Here is a 14,897-nt window from a genome sequence, read left to right as displayed (position 1 = left end):
CGCTCGCGGACCTCGGGGCTAAACTTCTTCGACGTGTTCATGGCTCCATTCTCTCAAGAGTTGGAGCCTCCACGAATCCCGGGGCGGTTCACCTCGTCGGCGCGCTGTTGCTGGAGCAAACCGACGAATGGACGATCCAGCGGCGCTACCTGACGCTGGAAACCATGGCCAGCGTCGGCGACACTGCGCTCGCCAGCGTGTCCGCCGTGGCGCGCTGACCGAACACCGACGCCTAAGTACGTCGCGATGACCGCCTGCTACACCACGGCTTGGGACACGATCTCCAGGGTCCGCTTCGGGTCTTGGATTCAACTGATCGACGCAACAGTTTGTCGATATCGTTCCGCCGGTGTTTCGTAGCCTAACGTTTTCCTCGGTCGGTCGTTGAGCTGCCTTGCAACAGCAGCAAGCCATTGGTGTTTTCGTTCGTGCCGCGTTGCCAAGGATGATGCGGGTCGCAGAAGTAGACCTGGATATCCGTAGCCAGAGTGAAGCGACGATGGGCGGCCATTTCCTTGCCCCTGTCCCAGGTCAACGATCGATACAGCTCTTTCGGTAGGCGGCGGGCGTTCTTGATCAATGCGTTGACGACCGTTTCGGTGTCTTTCCCGGTGAGCTTCACCAGCATCACATAGCGCGTTTGTCGTTCCACCAATGTCGCGATCTGGCTGTTCCGATCGCCGAACAGCAGATCGCCTTCCCAATGGCCCGGCACGGCCCGATCCTCGGCCGAGGCGGGACGCTCACTGATCGACACCGTCCCGATGATCCTGCCGTGGTTCTCGGTCTTCTGGGTGTGGTGACGCGAACGTCGCATGACCCGCGTGCGGCGCAGGTGGGCCAGCAGCTCCTGCTTGAGCGCGCCGCGGGACTGGATGTAGAGCGTGCGGTAGATAGTTTCGTGGGACACCTGACGGCTCATGTCGCCGGGATACGTGTGCCGGAGCCAGCCGGCCACCCGCTCCGGTGACCACTGTCGCTTGAGCTTGATCGCGACGTGTCGCGCCAAGGCCCGATGCACGGCCAGCTTACAGGGCTTGGGGCGCCGTGCTCGATCCCATGCCGCCTGATCGGCCTGGGTGGCACGGTAGCCTTGCAGCCCGTCATTACGGCGGAGTTCGCGGCTCACCGTGGAAGGGGCTCGACCCAGCGCACAGGCGATGGTGCGCACCGATTGTCCTGCGGCGATACCCCGGGATATCTCTTCTCGCTCGCCCAAGCTGAGTGCACGGGTGGATCTTCGGCGCTCAGGTGGCCGGATCCCGCCCGACAAGGCGAGGATTCTCTGGACTGAAGAATGATTGCGATCGAACAACTGGGCGATCTGCTGCAAGGACTCACCCCGTCGCCAGCGATCCCACATCGCCGCCTTCTGGCTCTCGCTGTATTTGATCCTTGTCCTGTACTTCATCTGCAACACTCCCGCCGCTCCAAGCGGCTTTCAGTGTGTTGCATCGATCAATTGAATCCGCGGTCGGAAGCGGTCATTCGCCAACCACGGGGAACTGATCATCGCGGCCGGCGAGTTGATCATCGTTGACGGTTCGGTGGTGCACTCGCCCCGTCGCGAGCAATATCGTGCACCCAATGCGAGTTTTGGGCGCGTCAATTCATTGATGCGCCGGCCATTGCATCCAGTCCATCATCGGCGCGACGGAGAATGCCGATCCTTGGCGGGGCGCCAGCAGCGCGGATTCATGCAGTCTTTCAGCCAAAAGCCTTTCCCTCAGTCACCGAGCCACACACCACAACCCTCCGCGCAGCGATAGAACGGAGACCATTAGGCCGACTTCAGCAACCATCACTCTGCTCCGAGCGGGCTCAGGCGTAGTCCTGCAGCGCGAACGGATTGAGGAACTGGCGGCCCCACAATGCGTTGCGCTCAGCCTCGCCCAGCTCCGCTTCCTCGCACACGTCACGCCATCGCTCGATCAAGATCTGCCGCTGCGCGTCGATGATGCCACGCGCCTGCGCCTTCGACAGCAGGAAACGGTCGGCGGCTTCGACGCAGAGCGTGAGCCGGCTGAAGCGGTTGTCGCCGAGGATCTTCATTGCCTGCGTCGCCTCCTGGCCGACACGTGACTGCGGGCAGATGTCGTAGGCTGGCGTGAGCGACAGGCTCTCCCCGTCCCAGAACGCGGCGTGGTTGCGCGCGTGGTCGTCGGTATTGCCGCACAGGATGTTGAACACGAGCCGCGCGAACAGCTCGCGCAGCGTGGCCTTGGGCTCGACGAAACGATGGCGGATGATCTCCGCCAGTTCCTCGTAGCTCGCGTAGGCAGCCATCATTTCATCGAGGCCCATCAGGGTCAGCGCCGACACGAGCGAGCGACGGCGCCAGCGGCCGTCGGCGTGCCGCATGCGATCGAAGCGTTCGACCAGCAGCACGTCCTTGTTCGCGGCGCGCACGCGCTGCACGGGAGCCACGTCGAGGCCGACCAGGGCGGCGAGACGCATCGCGATGAACTCCATCTTCACGACTGGCTGCACGTCGCTGCTGGCGGAGAACTTGGCGATCCATTGCCTGCCTTCGCTGATCAAGGCCACCTTGGGGCGGGCACCACCGATCGAGGTGCCGTGCTGGATCGCCTGTGCCAATGCGGGCGACAACGGCAAGCCGCGCTCGACGCGCTCGGCGCTTTCCTGCAGTTCCTCGAGCGACGCATCGCCGCCACCGCGCGGCATGTAGGTCGTCGCCGACGCCTGGAAATCCAGCGCACCGATGCGGTTCGAGCCCGATTGCAGAAGGTAATCGAGTTCGTCGAGGACCACCGTGTCCGCATTGCGGCCGGCACTGCCCAGCAGGCGATTGAGGATGATGCGCCGACCCCAGGCGTCCGGCGCGGCGTCGCGCAGGCAGCCGGGCATCGCGAGGCCGGTCGGCAAGGGCAAGAGGCCCGGCTGCAGCGGCAGCTCCGGCAGATACAACGGCAGCCTGTCGTCGCGGGCGAGGTAGCTGCGGCCGTAGTTGAACTGCAAACCTTGCGCCGTATGCACGAGGCGCCCGGCGACGACCGGCTCGGTGCGCGCCGGTAGCCAGGTCCAGACATATGCTTCGCGCGGCGTGTTGCCGGGCCGATCAGAAATCATCCTCGACCTCTACGCGCGGCGCGCGGACGCCCTTGGGCAGGAGCGCCAGCCGGTCCTGCACGGCACGCGTGCGCGCGGTCAGCGCGTCGAGGTCCGGCTCGAACAGGGGCACGCCGAGGATCGCCGCGAGTTCGAACACCACGCCGATCTCGCAGCGCGGATCGCCCTTCTCGATGCGGTAGAGCAGGTCGCGCGAGATGCCCGCGCGCTCGGCGAGCACCTGCGTGCCGATCTTCCTTTCGATGCGCGCCGCGCGCAGCAGGCTGCCGAACAGGCTCAGCGCTTGCCGGGCATAGCGGGAATAGGTGCGGGTGGCGGGCCGGGCCATTCCCGCAGAATAGTCCTATTTATAAGACGTATCAAGCATTATGACTTATCTGTAAGTCGAATGGTGGCTGAGGGGCGGAGGCTGTCGCGGACGCCGCGCGGGCGTTTACTCGACCTTCGCGCCCATGCTGCGCACGACGACCCAACGGCCAGCGCGCTTCCTGAGGATGTCCTGGTAGACGAGATCCATGCGAGCTTCCTTGCCGTCGATGATCCGCTTTTCGGCGACGTTGCCCTGGGCGATCGCGACGTCGCCGAACACCTGCACGTCAATGGGACCGAGTGCGTACCACGTGAGTTTCTTCTTGCCGACCTCGATGTCGCGCAGCAACTGCTGCTTCGTGTAGACGTTGCCGGAGAGGCCCACGGTGATCCAGTCGTCGCCGAAGATCTGCCCGAGTTTCGCGACGTCGAGCGCGATCATCGCCTCGCCCCATCTCGTGCCCGACCTCGCGCACGGCTTCGACGTCGGTTGAATCCGCGGCCGCATGGCCGAACCTCGATGGCCTGTGGATCGCACGCGCTGGCTCTGGATCGGCGGGGCCTGGGGCGCAGTCGCGCTGTTCGACGCGAGCCAGACCGTGATCGTGATGCGCGTGGTCGAAGGCCGGACGCATTCCTCGCTGCCGCTGTCCGCGACCGAACTCGCGTTGTGGTTGCCGTGGGCATTGGCGACGCCGCTGATCGTCGAACTCGCGCGTCGCAACTCGCCTACGGTGCGTACTACGGCGGCTTCCTGGTGCTCGTGCTGTACAACTTCTTCCTGTTCGCGATCGTGCGCGACCGCGCGATCTTCTACTACCTGCTGTACGCGTCGAGCTACGGCCTCTACTTCGCCGTGCACAACGGCCTCACGTTCCAGTTCCTGTGGCCGGACAGCCCGCAGTGGGCGAACCAGGCGCTGCTCGTGCTGCTCGCGCTCGCGCTCGTGTTCGGCCTGCAGTTCACGCGCACGTTCCTCGGCACCGGCGGTTTCCTGCCGCGGCTGGACAAGCTCGCGATCGCCTTGCAGGTGTGCGCGTTGCTCGCGCTGGCCGCGTCGTTCTTCGCCTCGTACGGCGTGCTGATCCAGCCCCTCGCGCTGCTCACGGTCGTCGTCACCGTGCTCATCATCGTCATGGGCACGATCGGCCTGTTCAAGGGTTACCGGCCCGCGCGCTACTTCATGCTCGCCTGGGGCATGCTGCTCGCCGGCGTGCTCGCGTACATGCTCAAGGTATTCGGCCTGCTGCCGCACAACATGCTCACGCAGAACGGCTTCCAGGCCGGCTCCCTGCTCGAGATGGTGCTGCTCTCGCTTGCCTTGGCGAGCCGCCTGCGCGAACTGCGCCGGCAGAGCCGCACCGACACGCTGACCAAGGTGCCGAACCGGCGCAGCTTCGACGAGATCCTGCCGCTCGAGTTCGAGCGCGCGCGCCGCGGCGGCAATGCGCTCGCGCTGCTCGTCGTCGACATCGACCACTTCAAGCAGTTCAACGACCGCCACGGCCACGCGCGTGGCGACGAAGTACTCAAGCTCGTCGCCGAACGGCTGCGCGCGGGCGCTCGCCGCGGCGACACGGTCTGCCGCTTCGGTGGCGAGGAGTTCACGGTGATCCTGCCCGATGCGGATGCGCGCGCAGCGCAGCGCATCGCCGAAGCCCTGCGCCGCGGCGTCGAGGCGAGCGCGTCCGGCGAGGGCAACATCACGATCAGCGTCGGCGTCGCCTGCAGCCGCGACGCCGGCATCGCCAACGTCGACGACCTGTTCCGCGCCGCGGACGCTGCGCTCTACCGCGCCAAGGATCTCGGTCGCAACCGCGTGGTACACGAAGGCACGACGCACGCGATCGCGGACGACGCGTTGCCCTCGCGCGCGGGCGCGTGAGCGTTCGCGCCGCCGACCGTCATCGATCGTCCGCGCCGGGACCGGTCGCTCCGGTGCCCGCGTCTTCGCGCCACCAGCGCACGACCTGCGGCGGCAAACACGCTTCGACGTCGAGGCCGGCGTCGCGGCACGCATCGAGCGTGTCGCGCAGCGCGTATTCGAGGCGCCGCTGCTCCACGCCGGTCGCGTCGTAGGCGCGCGCGGTCTCGATCGCCTCGAGCAGGCGCGCGGACCAGCCGAACAACGCATCGCTGCGTGACTCGAAATGCGCGCGCAGCCATGCGCCGATCGGTCGGCTCAGGGTGAAGTCCTGCGAGGAGGCGAGCTCGGCGGCCGCGTCCGTCGCCTCCTCGAGCACGCCACGGAACCATTCGTGCTCGCCGCCCGCGCCGGACGATACCGCGAGCGGCGCGAACGCCGTGTACGCGGCGAAGCGCTGCAGCAGCGCGCGTTCGATCGCACGCGCCTGCGCCACGCGGGCGGTTTCGACCAGCGCACCGGTGCGGAAGTCGAAATAGCGCAGGCAGCGCGGATGCAGGCTGCGCCAGCGCAGCAACGGGTCGCGCGCGAAGCCGATCTTGAACAGCGTGTCGTCGCGCACGGGCAGCACGTAGACGAACGCCCGCCCACGCGACAGGCGCAGCGGCGCGCCGGGATCGGCTGCAGGCAGCGCGTCGTCCACGGTTTAACCGCGCCTGTGCAGGCGCACGTCGCGTTCCGCTGCGGTTGCGCGCATGCGCTTACGGTGGCGTCTCATGACTCGAGGAGGTAGACGCTCATGAACATGAAGCTTATCGCGCTCGCCGCATCACTGGGTACGGGCACCGCGCTCGCCGCCACTACCGAAGCGGATCGCGAGTTCGCGACCAGGGCCGCCGCGGCGAATGCCGGTGAAATCGCCGTCGGCCGCCTCGCCGCGACCCACTCACAGGATGAGAAGGTCGAGGCGTTCGGCGAGCGCATGGTCGCCGACCACGGCAAGGCCGCCGACGAATTGAAGGCGGCCGCCGCCAAGGACGGCATCACCCTGCCCCCGGAGCCCGCCAGCAACCCCGACGCGGAGCGGCTTGCGGGCATGAAGGGCGCCGAGTTCGATCGCGCGTTCGGCGACCAGATGCGCAGGGACCACGACAAGGCGGTCGAGTTGTTCCGCAAGGAATCGACGTCCAGCGGCGATGCCCATGTGAAGGCGTTCGCAACGAAGACGCTGCCGACGCTCGAGGAGCACCGCAAGATGGCGCAGTCGCTGCCGGGCAGCGCGTCGAAGTAGGGCTCATCACCAGTCGGCGATCGAGCGCCATTGCAGCCATTGCACGGCACTGGGGACCGCGGACTCGGCGGTCCCGTTTTTTTTCCGGCGCCGAATGACGGGGGCCGTAGGGCAAACGCGGGGGGCGTGCGGCCCGCCGGCGCGCTTCGGCGGCACGCGCGTTGCGCGTACCGCCCTGCACGCGTGCCGATGCAGCGCGGATCGATGTGGTGGAGCGTAGGGCGGGTCGAGCGCGAAGCGCGAGTCCCGCCGCGGCTCCCTCGGGGGTCGGCGCTTGCCCCGCTACCATTCGTCGACGAATTCCGCGACCAGGCCAAGATCGCGGGTTGCGCGTTCCACTTCGCGCTTCACCTCGCGGGCGACGTCGTCGCGGAGCGCATGGACTTCGATGTCGTGGAAATCGGTCTGGCCGATGTCGTCGGGCAGGTCCAACGACGTCGAGTCCTCGCGCAAATGGCTGCCCGTGTCGGCCACTTCCTCGACGCGGTCGATCTCGTCGATCGCGGAGATGCGCTTGAGCAGCGCCTGCACGGGATCGTTCGGCCCGGTCACGCGGAATCGCACGGTACGCATCGATGCCTCCGTCGAACGTCAGTGGGGCGTCGCAACGCCGCGCAGCAGGGTTTCCTTCGCGCCGTCGCTGTCCGCCTGCGCGATGTTGCTGAGCGCGACGAAGCCGACGATGCGCTTGTCGCGATTGACGACCGGCAGGCGGCGCACGCCGAGTTCGGCCATGTTGCGCGCAACTTCGGCAACGTCCTGGTCGTCGTAGCAGTAGCGGATCTCGGCGGTCATGACCTCGCGCACCGGCGTATCGGCGGGCATGCCCCTGGCAACGGCGCGGATCACGATGTCGCGGTCGGTCAGCATGCCGACGAGGCGGTCGTCGTCGCCGACCGGCAGGCTGCCGATGTCGGCCTTCGCCATCATGCGCGCGGCGTCGCCGATGGTCTGTTCGGGACACGCGATCACGATGTCGGGCGTCATCACCTGGTTGATGGTCTGCATGATGTTCTCCTCGTTGGCGCTTCAGGCGCCCGGGCGGGCCTGGCCGGCGCAGGCCGCGTGGCCGCAGCCACAGCGGTCCTCGCGCCGTTCGGGCGCCTCCACGCCCACGTTCGCGCAATGCGGGCTGCAATAGGTCTGGCCTAGCTCGACGTGGCAGCGGCAGCTTTCGTGGGCGCAGGTCGCGGCATGCGGAGCGGTGTTCGCGGGGTTGGGCATGGTCGCGCTCCTGTATGGGCAATGGACACGCGTGCGCATCGGGCACGACCGTCGAATCTACGCGCGCCCCGGGAACACGAGGTGAACACGGAATGCGCGATGGCTGCGCGGGTTCAGCTGCGCACGACCGCGCACTCGCGGCGACATGCGCGCAGGGTGATCGTGGCAGGATGCCCACCAGGCGCGCGGTCCAGCCGCAATGAAAGGCGCCGATCGCCGGTCCGTTCGGGCAACGGACGTCCACCGACGTACTGCTGGAGCCTTCGATGACTTCATCGCCCCGCCCTGTTTCCGATCCCGCGCGCCGCAGCCTGCTGCTCGGCGGCGCCGCTGCCGTCACCGGCCTGGTCGCGTTCGGCCTGCGCCGATCGCTCGCGCCGTCCGCGCGCGCGGCGACCACCGAGCGATTCGAGGTGACGCTCACCGACGAGGAATGGAAGGCGAAGCTCACGCCCGCCCAGTACGCGGTGCTACGCCACGAGGCGACCGAGCCGCCGTACAGCAGCCCGCTCGAGCGCGAGCATCGCAAGGGCACGTTCCACTGCGCCGGCTGTGACAACGCGCTGTTCTCCTCGACGACGAAGTTCGAGAGCGGCACCGGCTGGCCGAGCTTCTACAAGCCACTGCCGCACGCGGTCGGCGAATCGCGCGACATGAGCCTCGGCATGGTCCGCACCGAAATACACTGCGCGCGCTGCGGCGGCCATCTCGGCCATGTCTTCGACGACGGCCCGAAGCCGACCGGCCTGCGCTATTGCATGAACGGCGTCGCACTCACCTTCGTCGCCGAGGCCTGAGCCACGATGACGTTCCTCATCCTCGCCTATCTCGGCGGCGTCCTCACGATCCTCAGCCCTTGCATCCTGCCGGTGCTGCCGTTCGTGTTCGCGCGCGCGGACCAGCCGTTCGTACGTTCCGGCCTGCCGATGCTGGTCGGCATGGCGCTCACGTTCGCGCTCGTCGCGACGCTCGCCGCGGTCGGCGGCGCCTGGGCCGTGCATGCGAACGTGTATGGCCGCTGGCTCGCGCTGCTGATCCTCGCGCTGTTCGGCCTCACCCTGCTGCTGCCGCGTGTCGCCGACCGCCTCATGCAGCCGCTCGTCGCGCTCGGCGCGCGACTTTCGAATCGCGCCGACGGCGACGCGCCGTCGACCTGGTCGTCGGTCGTGCTCGGCATCGGCACCGGCCTGCTCTGGGCACCGTGCGCGGGCCCGATCCTCGGCCTCGTCCTCACCGGCGCCGCGCTGCACGGCGCCAACATCGGCACGTTCGGCCTGCTGCTCGCCTACGCCGCGGGCGCGGCGACCTCGCTCGCACTCGCGCTCTTCGTCGGCGGACGCGTGTTCGGCGCGCTCAAGCGCTCGCTCGGCGCAGGCGAATGGGTACGCCGCGGCCTCGGCGTCGCCGTGCTCGTCGCGGTCGCGGCAATCGCGACCGGCGTCGACACCGGCTGGCTCACGCGCGTGTCGCTCGCGAGCACCAACGGCGTCGAGCAATCGCTCATCGAGACAATCGGCATGCGCTCGCCGAACGCGGCACCGGCCACGGATGGCGGCGCGATGATGATGGCGGCGAAGCCGCACGCGACGAGCGACTCCGTCCGCAGCGAAGGCGAACTGCCGCCGCTCGACGGCGCGGTCGCCTGGCTCAACTCGCCGCCGCTCACGCGCGAAAGCCTGCGCGGCAAGGTCGTGCTGGTCGACTTCTGGACCTATTCGTGCGTGAACTGCCTGCGCACCCTGCCGTACGTGCGCGCCTGGTACGACAAGTACAAGGACCAGGGCCTCGTCGTGATCGGCGTGCACGCGCCGGAGTTCGCGTTCGAGAAGGTCGAAGGCAACGTGCGCCGCGCAGTCGCCGACCTCCATGTCGACTACCCGGTGGCGCTCGACAACGACTACGCGATCTGGCGCGGCTTCAACAACGAATACTGGCCGGCACACTACTTCATCGACGCGCAGGGCCGCATCCGTCATCATCATTTCGGCGAAGGCGCGTACGAGCAGTCCGAGGCGTGGATCCGCGAACTGCTGGAGGAAGCGCACGGCGGCGTCCTCGCAATGATGCCGATGGACGCACAGGCAGTGCAGCCCGACACGAGCGGCCTTGCACTCGCACCGGCGAACGCCGAGGTCGGCTCGCCCGAGACCTACCTCGGCTACGAGCGTGCCGAGCACTTCGCCTCGCCCGGCGGGGTCGTGCGCGACACTCCACACGACTACACGGTGCCTTCGACATTGCCGCTCAACGCCTGGGGTCTCGCGGGCACGTGGACCGTCGCCGACGAGAAGGCGCGCCTCGACAAGCCCGGCGGCCGCATCGCCTTCCGCTTCCACGCGCGCGACCTCAACCTCGTGCTCGGCCCCGCCGCGGACGGCAAGCCCGTGCGTTTCGTCGTGCGCATCGACGGCGCGCGACCGGGCGACGATCACGGCATCGACACCGATGCCGACGGTCGTGGCACGGTCGCGCAACAGAAGCTCTACCAGCTCTATCGCGCGAAGGGCGCGGTGGGCGATCGCACGTTCGAGATCGAACTCCTCGACCCGGTCGAGGCGTTCGCGTTCACGTTCGGATGAATGCGATGTGGGAGTGGCTTCAGCCGCGATGCTTTTTGCCAGGACGTGCAGCAGAAGCATCGCGGCTGAAGCCGCTCCCACAAATCAAGAATGCCTGGGGCAAGCAGCCCCGGTTTGACATGCAGGAGGTTCCCGCAATGACGATTCGAATGCATCCACGCACGCACGCGCGATCCGTCGCATCGGCAATCGCATTCGCACTGCTGCTCACGGTTACGGCCTGCCAGCGCATCGGCCATTCGGCCGAACCGGCCGTGGTGATTCCCCCGCCGGCGACGGACGAGCCGCTCGGCAGCAGCGACAGCGAGACCGCGGTGTTCGCCGGCGGCTGCTTCTGGGGCGTGCAGGGCGTGTTCCAGCATGTGAAGGGCGTGACCAAGGCCGTGTCCGGCTACGCGGGTGGCGGCAGCGGTCATGCGCATTACGACGACGTCGGCACCGGTCGTACCGGCCATGCGGAGTCCGTGCAGGTCACGTTCGATCCGCATCAGGTCACCTATGGCCAGCTGCTGCAGATCTACTTCTCGGTCGCGCATGATCCGACCCAGTTCAATCGCCAGGGCCCGGACGTAGGCTCGCAATATCGTTCGACCATCTTCGCGATGAATGACGCGCAGAAGAACGTCGCCGCCGGATACATCGCGCAGCTCGACAGGAGCGGCGCCTACGCGCGGCCGATCGTCACGACGATCGAGACCGGCAAGACGTTCTATCCGGCCGAGCGCTACCATCAGGACTACCTCACGCTGAATCCGGGCGAGCCGTACATCGCGATCAACGACCTGCCGAAGATCGAGAACCTGAAGCGGCTGTTCCCGGAGCGTTGGCGCGAACAGCCGGTGCTCGTGTACGCGCACTAGGGAATGCGTCGCGGCGCCAGCACCGCCGACTCCGCGACCTTTCCAGTATCGCGCAAAGCCGGATCCCGGCTTTCGCCGCGATGACGAGAACGAGGGCCGTGCTGCCCGCGGGAATCGCGGCTGAACAAGGCTCGATTCGCGCATGGCCGCGATTCAGCCGCGCAGGCCGACGCTCGTGCCTCGAACCGCGCAGCGGGAATCCGGGGCCACGACATGAAACACGACAAACCGATTTCACCGGACGAGCTCGACGCCCTGCCGGCGCAAGCCATCGCGTCACTCGAGCATGCGTTCCGCCGCGAGTTCGCGCGCACGCCTTCGCGCCGCGAGCACGTGCGCATCGAGCGCGAACGCACGCGCCGCTTCGTCGAGACGCGGCGGCGTCACTGGTCACTCGAGGAACGCTGAGATGGACGCGCTCGCGCGGACTCCGCACGCCTCGGCACTCGTCGCCTCGGCGTTCGCGCTTTCCCGAGCGGTCGTGGCCGATGCGGCGCCATCAGTGGGTCGCCGTCAACGAGCGCGACGAACTCGGCAACGAACTCGTGCCCGACTACATCACCTCGGTGAAGGAAGGCGCATTCTACGGCTGGCCGTACAGCTACTGGGGCCAGCATGTGGACGTGCGCATGAAGCCGGCGAACCCCGAGCGCGTCGCTGCGGCGATCGCGCCGGACTACGCGCTCGGCGCACACACCGCCTCGCTCGGCCTCGCGTTCTGCACCGATGACGCCTTCGGTGCGCACTATCGCCATGGCGCGTTCGTCGGCCAGCACGGCTCGTGGAATCGCAGCAGGCCAAGCGGCTACCAGGTGCTCTTCGTCCCCTTCGCCGACGGCAAGCCGTCCGGCTCGCCCGAGCCGGTGCTCACGGGCTTCCTCGACGACGAGGGCCAGGCACGCGGTCGGCTGGTCGGCGTCGCGTTCGACGGGCGCGGCGGGTTGCTCGTCGCGGACGACGTCGGCGGCAGGGTGTGGCGCGTCACGCCGGCATCGAAGTGAGCGATCGACGGCTGCGTGCTGCGCAAGGGTGCGACAGCGTCACTCCGCTCCCTCGACCCCGACCGCGCGGAACGCCTGCACCAGCCGCTCGGCCTGCGCATCGCTCGGCCAACCCGCCACCGTGTCGACCAGGCGCCCGTCGACGAAGAAGTGGAACACCGGCGTCGCCCAGTTCGTGATGTCGCGCCATTCGCCCGCGCGATAGGCGACGCGCATCGGCAAGTGCGGGTGCTGCACGTTCCATTGCGCGATGTCGCCGAAGTTCGGCATCGGGTGCTGCGGAACGATCCATACGGCGTAGCGCGCCATCAGCTCCGCGAGCCTGGCGTTGCGCTCGATGCCCTTGCCGGCTTTGACGGAAAACGGACACCACGGATGCCCGTTCACGACGACCCGAACGCCCTGGTCGAGCGGGAAGCTGTAGCGCATCACGCTCGAAGCATCGGCGGAGACGTACCAGAGCGTCGGATGCGCGTCATCCGCGATCGACTCGTCGTCGAAACGCGGCAGCTTCATGACGCCGTCGTGGGCCACGTTCGCATAGGCCTGCGCGTCGTCGAGCATGCGTGCGGCGACGTAGAGCTTCATCAGCTCGGCCTGCTGCGAGGCCACATCCATCCGGCGGCGTACCATCTCGTCGACGGCGCCACGCACGAGGCGAACGTGCCGCGGCTCCAGCGTGTAGAAGGCGACGACGACGGCGACATCGAACCAGCGCGGGACATCGGCGTCCCGGAGTCGCGCCAGGCCGATCCGCTCGACCTCATGTTGCACCCGCTCGAGGGTTGCGACCAATTGCCGGTCCCGATCGGCCGGAGCGATGTCCTCCACCGAGATCTTCATCAACTCGGCGCGTGCCTTGGCCAGATCGGGCCGCCCCTTTGCATCCACTGTCGCCGCGCTTAGCAGCAGCGCGGCAGCCATCGCGATACGCATCATCACCTGCTCCGCTCCCGATCGTATACCGGCGTCATTTCCCGCGGACCGCGGCCCCGGGCGGCGTCCCCGCAGCAGCGCTGCGGCCTCCGCACCACGCACGCTCACGCAGATGCGCCCCGAGTCGCGCGATGCGATCGTCGCGAATGTCCACAGCAGGAACCTTCGCGCGCGGATCGACGTGATCGCATCGTATGCAATGTAGCCCAGTCGACCGACGGTCAGCCCTTTGTCGTGGATCGCAAAGGGGCCGGAGAACGGTCCGGCGACCAGGAAGATGCGCCCGACGCAGTACCAGCACGCACCGGTAAAAGGGGACGCACCGGTAACGGGGGACGGAGCGCTGAATCGGCCTGTTGCAGTGAGATCGCGCGGGAGACCTCGAAAGCATCCCCCCGATGGCGCGCCTCAGGCACCGCCGCCCGCCTCCGATTCAAACGGACAACTACTCCGTCCCCTTGTTCAGAAGGGGCGAACGAGCTCGCGGTTTACGGCGCCAAACGGCAGCCAGGAGTAGAACGATCAAGCAGCCCATTGCAACAATACCCAGCGATGGCGCGGGAGACGGGGCTCCGGCCGGCGCAGCAACGGTGAATTGCGTGTCGCCTAAGTGGATCACCTGGATGTCGGAAAAGAAGTCCCGATATCGCATATCGAGAGAGACCGTGTACTGACCCGGTGGATAGGAACCAATCTCGAGCGCCGCGCTCCCCGTGGGAAACGTGCAAAGTTCGCCAGGCTCCCAGTGCTGCCCCCACTGGACGACCTTGATTTGCGTGCCGGTTTGCGTGACCTGTGGATAGCCGGGGGTATGAATCAGCACATCGCAGTCGCCCAAACGGATGTTCACGGATGCGACTTGCCCGACGGTTGGTGACGTAGGCGCAATAATGGGCGGATCCCAGAACGCCTGCGCATTGGTGCTCGCAGCTAGCAAAAACGCTATGACGAGCACACCGTAGCAGTACTTCAACATGGCCATAGCACCTCTCCCGACTGAAAGGACTCGTAGGCCTCGACAGCATCGACGTCGTATCACGAAAAGCTGATCGTCCAGGTCAACGCGCAGCAGCGGATGCCGGCAAAATGAGAAGGCATAACGGGGTCAGAGCACGTTTCCTGCACAGAATATCAGTAGCGGCTGGCGTGAGCCGGCGGTAGGTGGCTGTACTGACCCAGTGAAATCCTGCTCAGGTGTTACCTTTGACCGAGGAGACACCATGAGTGCAGTGATGGAAGAAGTGAACCGCCCCGGCTTTCGTGGAGGCTGTTTGGTTTAAGTCACATCATCTCGGCAACGGCCTGTGATGTCTTCTCTGCGAGTTGCCGGTAGTAGTTTGCCTCGGCTTCGGCAGGCGGGATATAGCCGATGGGTTCGAGCAGTCGCTGGGTGTTGAACCAGGCCACCCATTCGAGCGTGGCCAGCTCCACTGCCGCCTTGGTCTTCCAGGGAGCGCGACGATGGATCAGTTCGGCCTTGTAGAGGCCATTGATGGTCTCGGCGAGCGCGTTGTCGTAGCTGTCGCCACGGCTGCCGACCGACGGTTCGATGCCGGCTTCGGCCAGGCGTTCGCTGTAGCGGATGGACACGTATTGGAGTCTGCAATTTGAACTGTGTAACTGCTCCCTGACGTATGGTAGCGGCAGGTGCCGCGAGGAGCAGAGATGGCAGACAAGGTGGACGAGAGGGCGCTCGAGGCGCTGCTGTCCGGATGCAAGACACCTCAGGACGTGGCGACGCTG

General features: G+C 66.9%; 15 protein-coding genes and 4 pseudogenes. 8 read left to right on the top strand and 11 right to left on the bottom strand.

The window, feature by feature from the left end:
* Nucleotides 1–218, top strand: a pseudogene (locus tag EV148_RS18765) (hypothetical protein); the annotation flags it as partial.
* Nucleotides 219–308: 90 nt separating this feature from the next.
* On the opposite strand, the pseudogene EV148_RS18080 reads toward EV148_RS18765, so the two are convergent.
* From EV148_RS18080 to EV148_RS18065, 4 genes and pseudogenes are all read right to left on the bottom strand, one after another.
* Nucleotides 309–1,411: pseudogene (locus EV148_RS18080) on the bottom strand (IS30 family transposase).
* 410 nt (nucleotides 1,412–1,821) lie between these two features.
* On the bottom strand, nucleotides 1,822–3,090 hold the full coding sequence (locus EV148_RS18075) for a type II toxin-antitoxin system HipA family toxin (RefSeq protein WP_132000257.1): 1,269 nt from the start codon (nucleotides 3,088–3,090) through the stop codon (nucleotides 1,822–1,824).
* On the bottom strand, nucleotides 3,080–3,418 hold the full coding sequence (locus EV148_RS18070) for a helix-turn-helix transcriptional regulator (RefSeq protein WP_132000256.1): 339 nt from the start codon (nucleotides 3,416–3,418) through the stop codon (nucleotides 3,080–3,082). The genes EV148_RS18075 and EV148_RS18070 overlap by 11 nt, the downstream gene beginning before the upstream one ends.
* Nucleotides 3,419–3,523: 105 nt before the next feature.
* Nucleotides 3,524–3,907 carry a nuclear transport factor 2 family protein gene (locus EV148_RS18065; RefSeq protein ID WP_132000255.1) on the bottom strand — a complete coding sequence of 128 codons (384 nt, stop codon included), beginning with the start codon at nucleotides 3,905–3,907 and terminating at the stop codon, nucleotides 3,524–3,526.
* A 171-nt stretch (nucleotides 3,908–4,078) separates the two neighbouring features.
* Here EV148_RS18065 and EV148_RS18060 point away from each other — a divergent pair, with 171 nt between their 5' ends.
* The gene (locus EV148_RS18060; protein WP_158287536.1) at nucleotides 4,079–5,284 is read left to right on the top strand and encodes a diguanylate cyclase; all 1,206 of its coding nucleotides are present in this window, start codon (nucleotides 4,079–4,081) and stop codon (nucleotides 5,282–5,284) included.
* A 19-nt stretch (nucleotides 5,285–5,303) separates the two neighbouring features.
* Here EV148_RS18060 and EV148_RS18055 read toward each other — a convergent pair whose 3' ends face one another.
* Entirely contained in the window at nucleotides 5,304–5,966 is a 663-nt protein-coding gene (locus EV148_RS18055; RefSeq protein WP_132000253.1) for a GIY-YIG nuclease family protein, read from the bottom strand.
* Nucleotides 5,967–6,062: 96 nt separating this feature from the next.
* On the opposite strand from EV148_RS18055, the gene EV148_RS18050 reads away from it, so the two are divergent.
* The gene (locus EV148_RS18050) at nucleotides 6,063–6,554 is read left to right on the top strand and encodes a DUF4142 domain-containing protein (RefSeq protein ID WP_132000252.1); all 492 of its coding nucleotides are present in this window, start codon (nucleotides 6,063–6,065) and stop codon (nucleotides 6,552–6,554) included.
* Nucleotides 6,555–6,836: 282 nt separating this feature from the next.
* Here the strand turns inward: EV148_RS18050 and EV148_RS18045 are convergent, their stop codons facing one another.
* From EV148_RS18045 to EV148_RS18035, 3 genes are read right to left on the bottom strand one after another with little or no spacing between them, the layout of a single operon-like run.
* Nucleotides 6,837–7,127, bottom strand: coding sequence for a hypothetical protein (locus EV148_RS18045; RefSeq protein WP_132000251.1), 291 nt, complete (start codon nucleotides 7,125–7,127; stop codon nucleotides 6,837–6,839).
* Nucleotides 7,128–7,145: 18 nt separating this feature from the next.
* Complete coding sequence (locus EV148_RS18040) at nucleotides 7,146–7,562, bottom strand: CBS domain-containing protein (protein ID WP_132000250.1); 417 nt, start codon at nucleotides 7,560–7,562, stop codon at nucleotides 7,146–7,148.
* Between the two features lie 21 nt (nucleotides 7,563–7,583).
* Nucleotides 7,584–7,778 carry a hypothetical protein gene (locus tag EV148_RS18035; RefSeq protein WP_132000249.1) on the bottom strand — a complete coding sequence of 65 codons (195 nt, stop codon included), beginning with the start codon at nucleotides 7,776–7,778 and terminating at the stop codon, nucleotides 7,584–7,586.
* 266 nt (nucleotides 7,779–8,044) lie between these two features.
* On the opposite strand from EV148_RS18035, the gene msrB reads away from it, so the two are divergent.
* The 5 genes and pseudogenes from msrB to EV148_RS18010 form a co-directional block, all read left to right on the top strand.
* A complete protein-coding gene (gene msrB, locus EV148_RS18030) occupies nucleotides 8,045–8,575 on the top strand; it encodes a peptide-methionine (R)-S-oxide reductase MsrB (protein WP_132000248.1) in 531 nt (176 codons plus the stop codon).
* A 6-nt stretch (nucleotides 8,576–8,581) separates the two neighbouring features.
* Nucleotides 8,582–10,357: a cytochrome c biogenesis protein DipZ gene (locus EV148_RS18025; RefSeq protein ID WP_132000247.1), complete on the top strand. Its 1,776-nt coding sequence runs from the start codon at nucleotides 8,582–8,584 to the stop codon at nucleotides 10,355–10,357.
* Between the two features lie 137 nt (nucleotides 10,358–10,494).
* A complete protein-coding gene (msrA, locus tag EV148_RS18020) occupies nucleotides 10,495–11,217 on the top strand; it encodes a peptide-methionine (S)-S-oxide reductase MsrA (RefSeq protein WP_241988146.1) in 723 nt (240 codons plus the stop codon).
* A gap of 213 nt (nucleotides 11,218–11,430) precedes the next feature.
* Nucleotides 11,431–11,625, top strand: a complete 195-nt coding sequence (locus EV148_RS18015; RefSeq protein WP_132000246.1) for a hypothetical protein — start codon at nucleotides 11,431–11,433, stop codon at nucleotides 11,623–11,625.
* A 95-nt stretch (nucleotides 11,626–11,720) separates the two neighbouring features.
* Nucleotides 11,721–12,218: pseudogene (locus tag EV148_RS18010) on the top strand (PQQ-dependent sugar dehydrogenase); the annotation flags it as partial.
* A gap of 39 nt (nucleotides 12,219–12,257) precedes the next feature.
* On the opposite strand, the gene EV148_RS18005 reads toward EV148_RS18010, so the two are convergent.
* The 3 genes and pseudogenes from EV148_RS18005 to EV148_RS17995 form a co-directional block, all read right to left on the bottom strand.
* Nucleotides 12,258–13,157 carry a hypothetical protein gene (locus EV148_RS18005; RefSeq protein WP_132000245.1) on the bottom strand — a complete coding sequence of 300 codons (900 nt, stop codon included), beginning with the start codon at nucleotides 13,155–13,157 and terminating at the stop codon, nucleotides 12,258–12,260.
* 442 nt (nucleotides 13,158–13,599) lie between these two features.
* Entirely contained in the window at nucleotides 13,600–14,130 is a 531-nt protein-coding gene (locus EV148_RS18000) for a hypothetical protein (RefSeq protein ID WP_182518768.1), read from the bottom strand.
* A 305-nt stretch (nucleotides 14,131–14,435) separates the two neighbouring features.
* A pseudogene (locus tag EV148_RS17995) lies at nucleotides 14,436–14,756 on the bottom strand (integrase core domain-containing protein); the annotation flags it as partial.
* Nucleotides 14,757–14,897: the final 141 nt, after the last annotated feature.

This window comes from Dokdonella fugitiva (assembly GCF_004342425.1).
GTDB classification, from domain to species: Bacteria; Pseudomonadota; Gammaproteobacteria; order Xanthomonadales; family Rhodanobacteraceae; genus Dokdonella_A; species Dokdonella_A fugitiva.
Note: the sequence above shows the minus strand (reverse complement) of the source record. Positions and strands in the feature narration are given on the sequence as shown.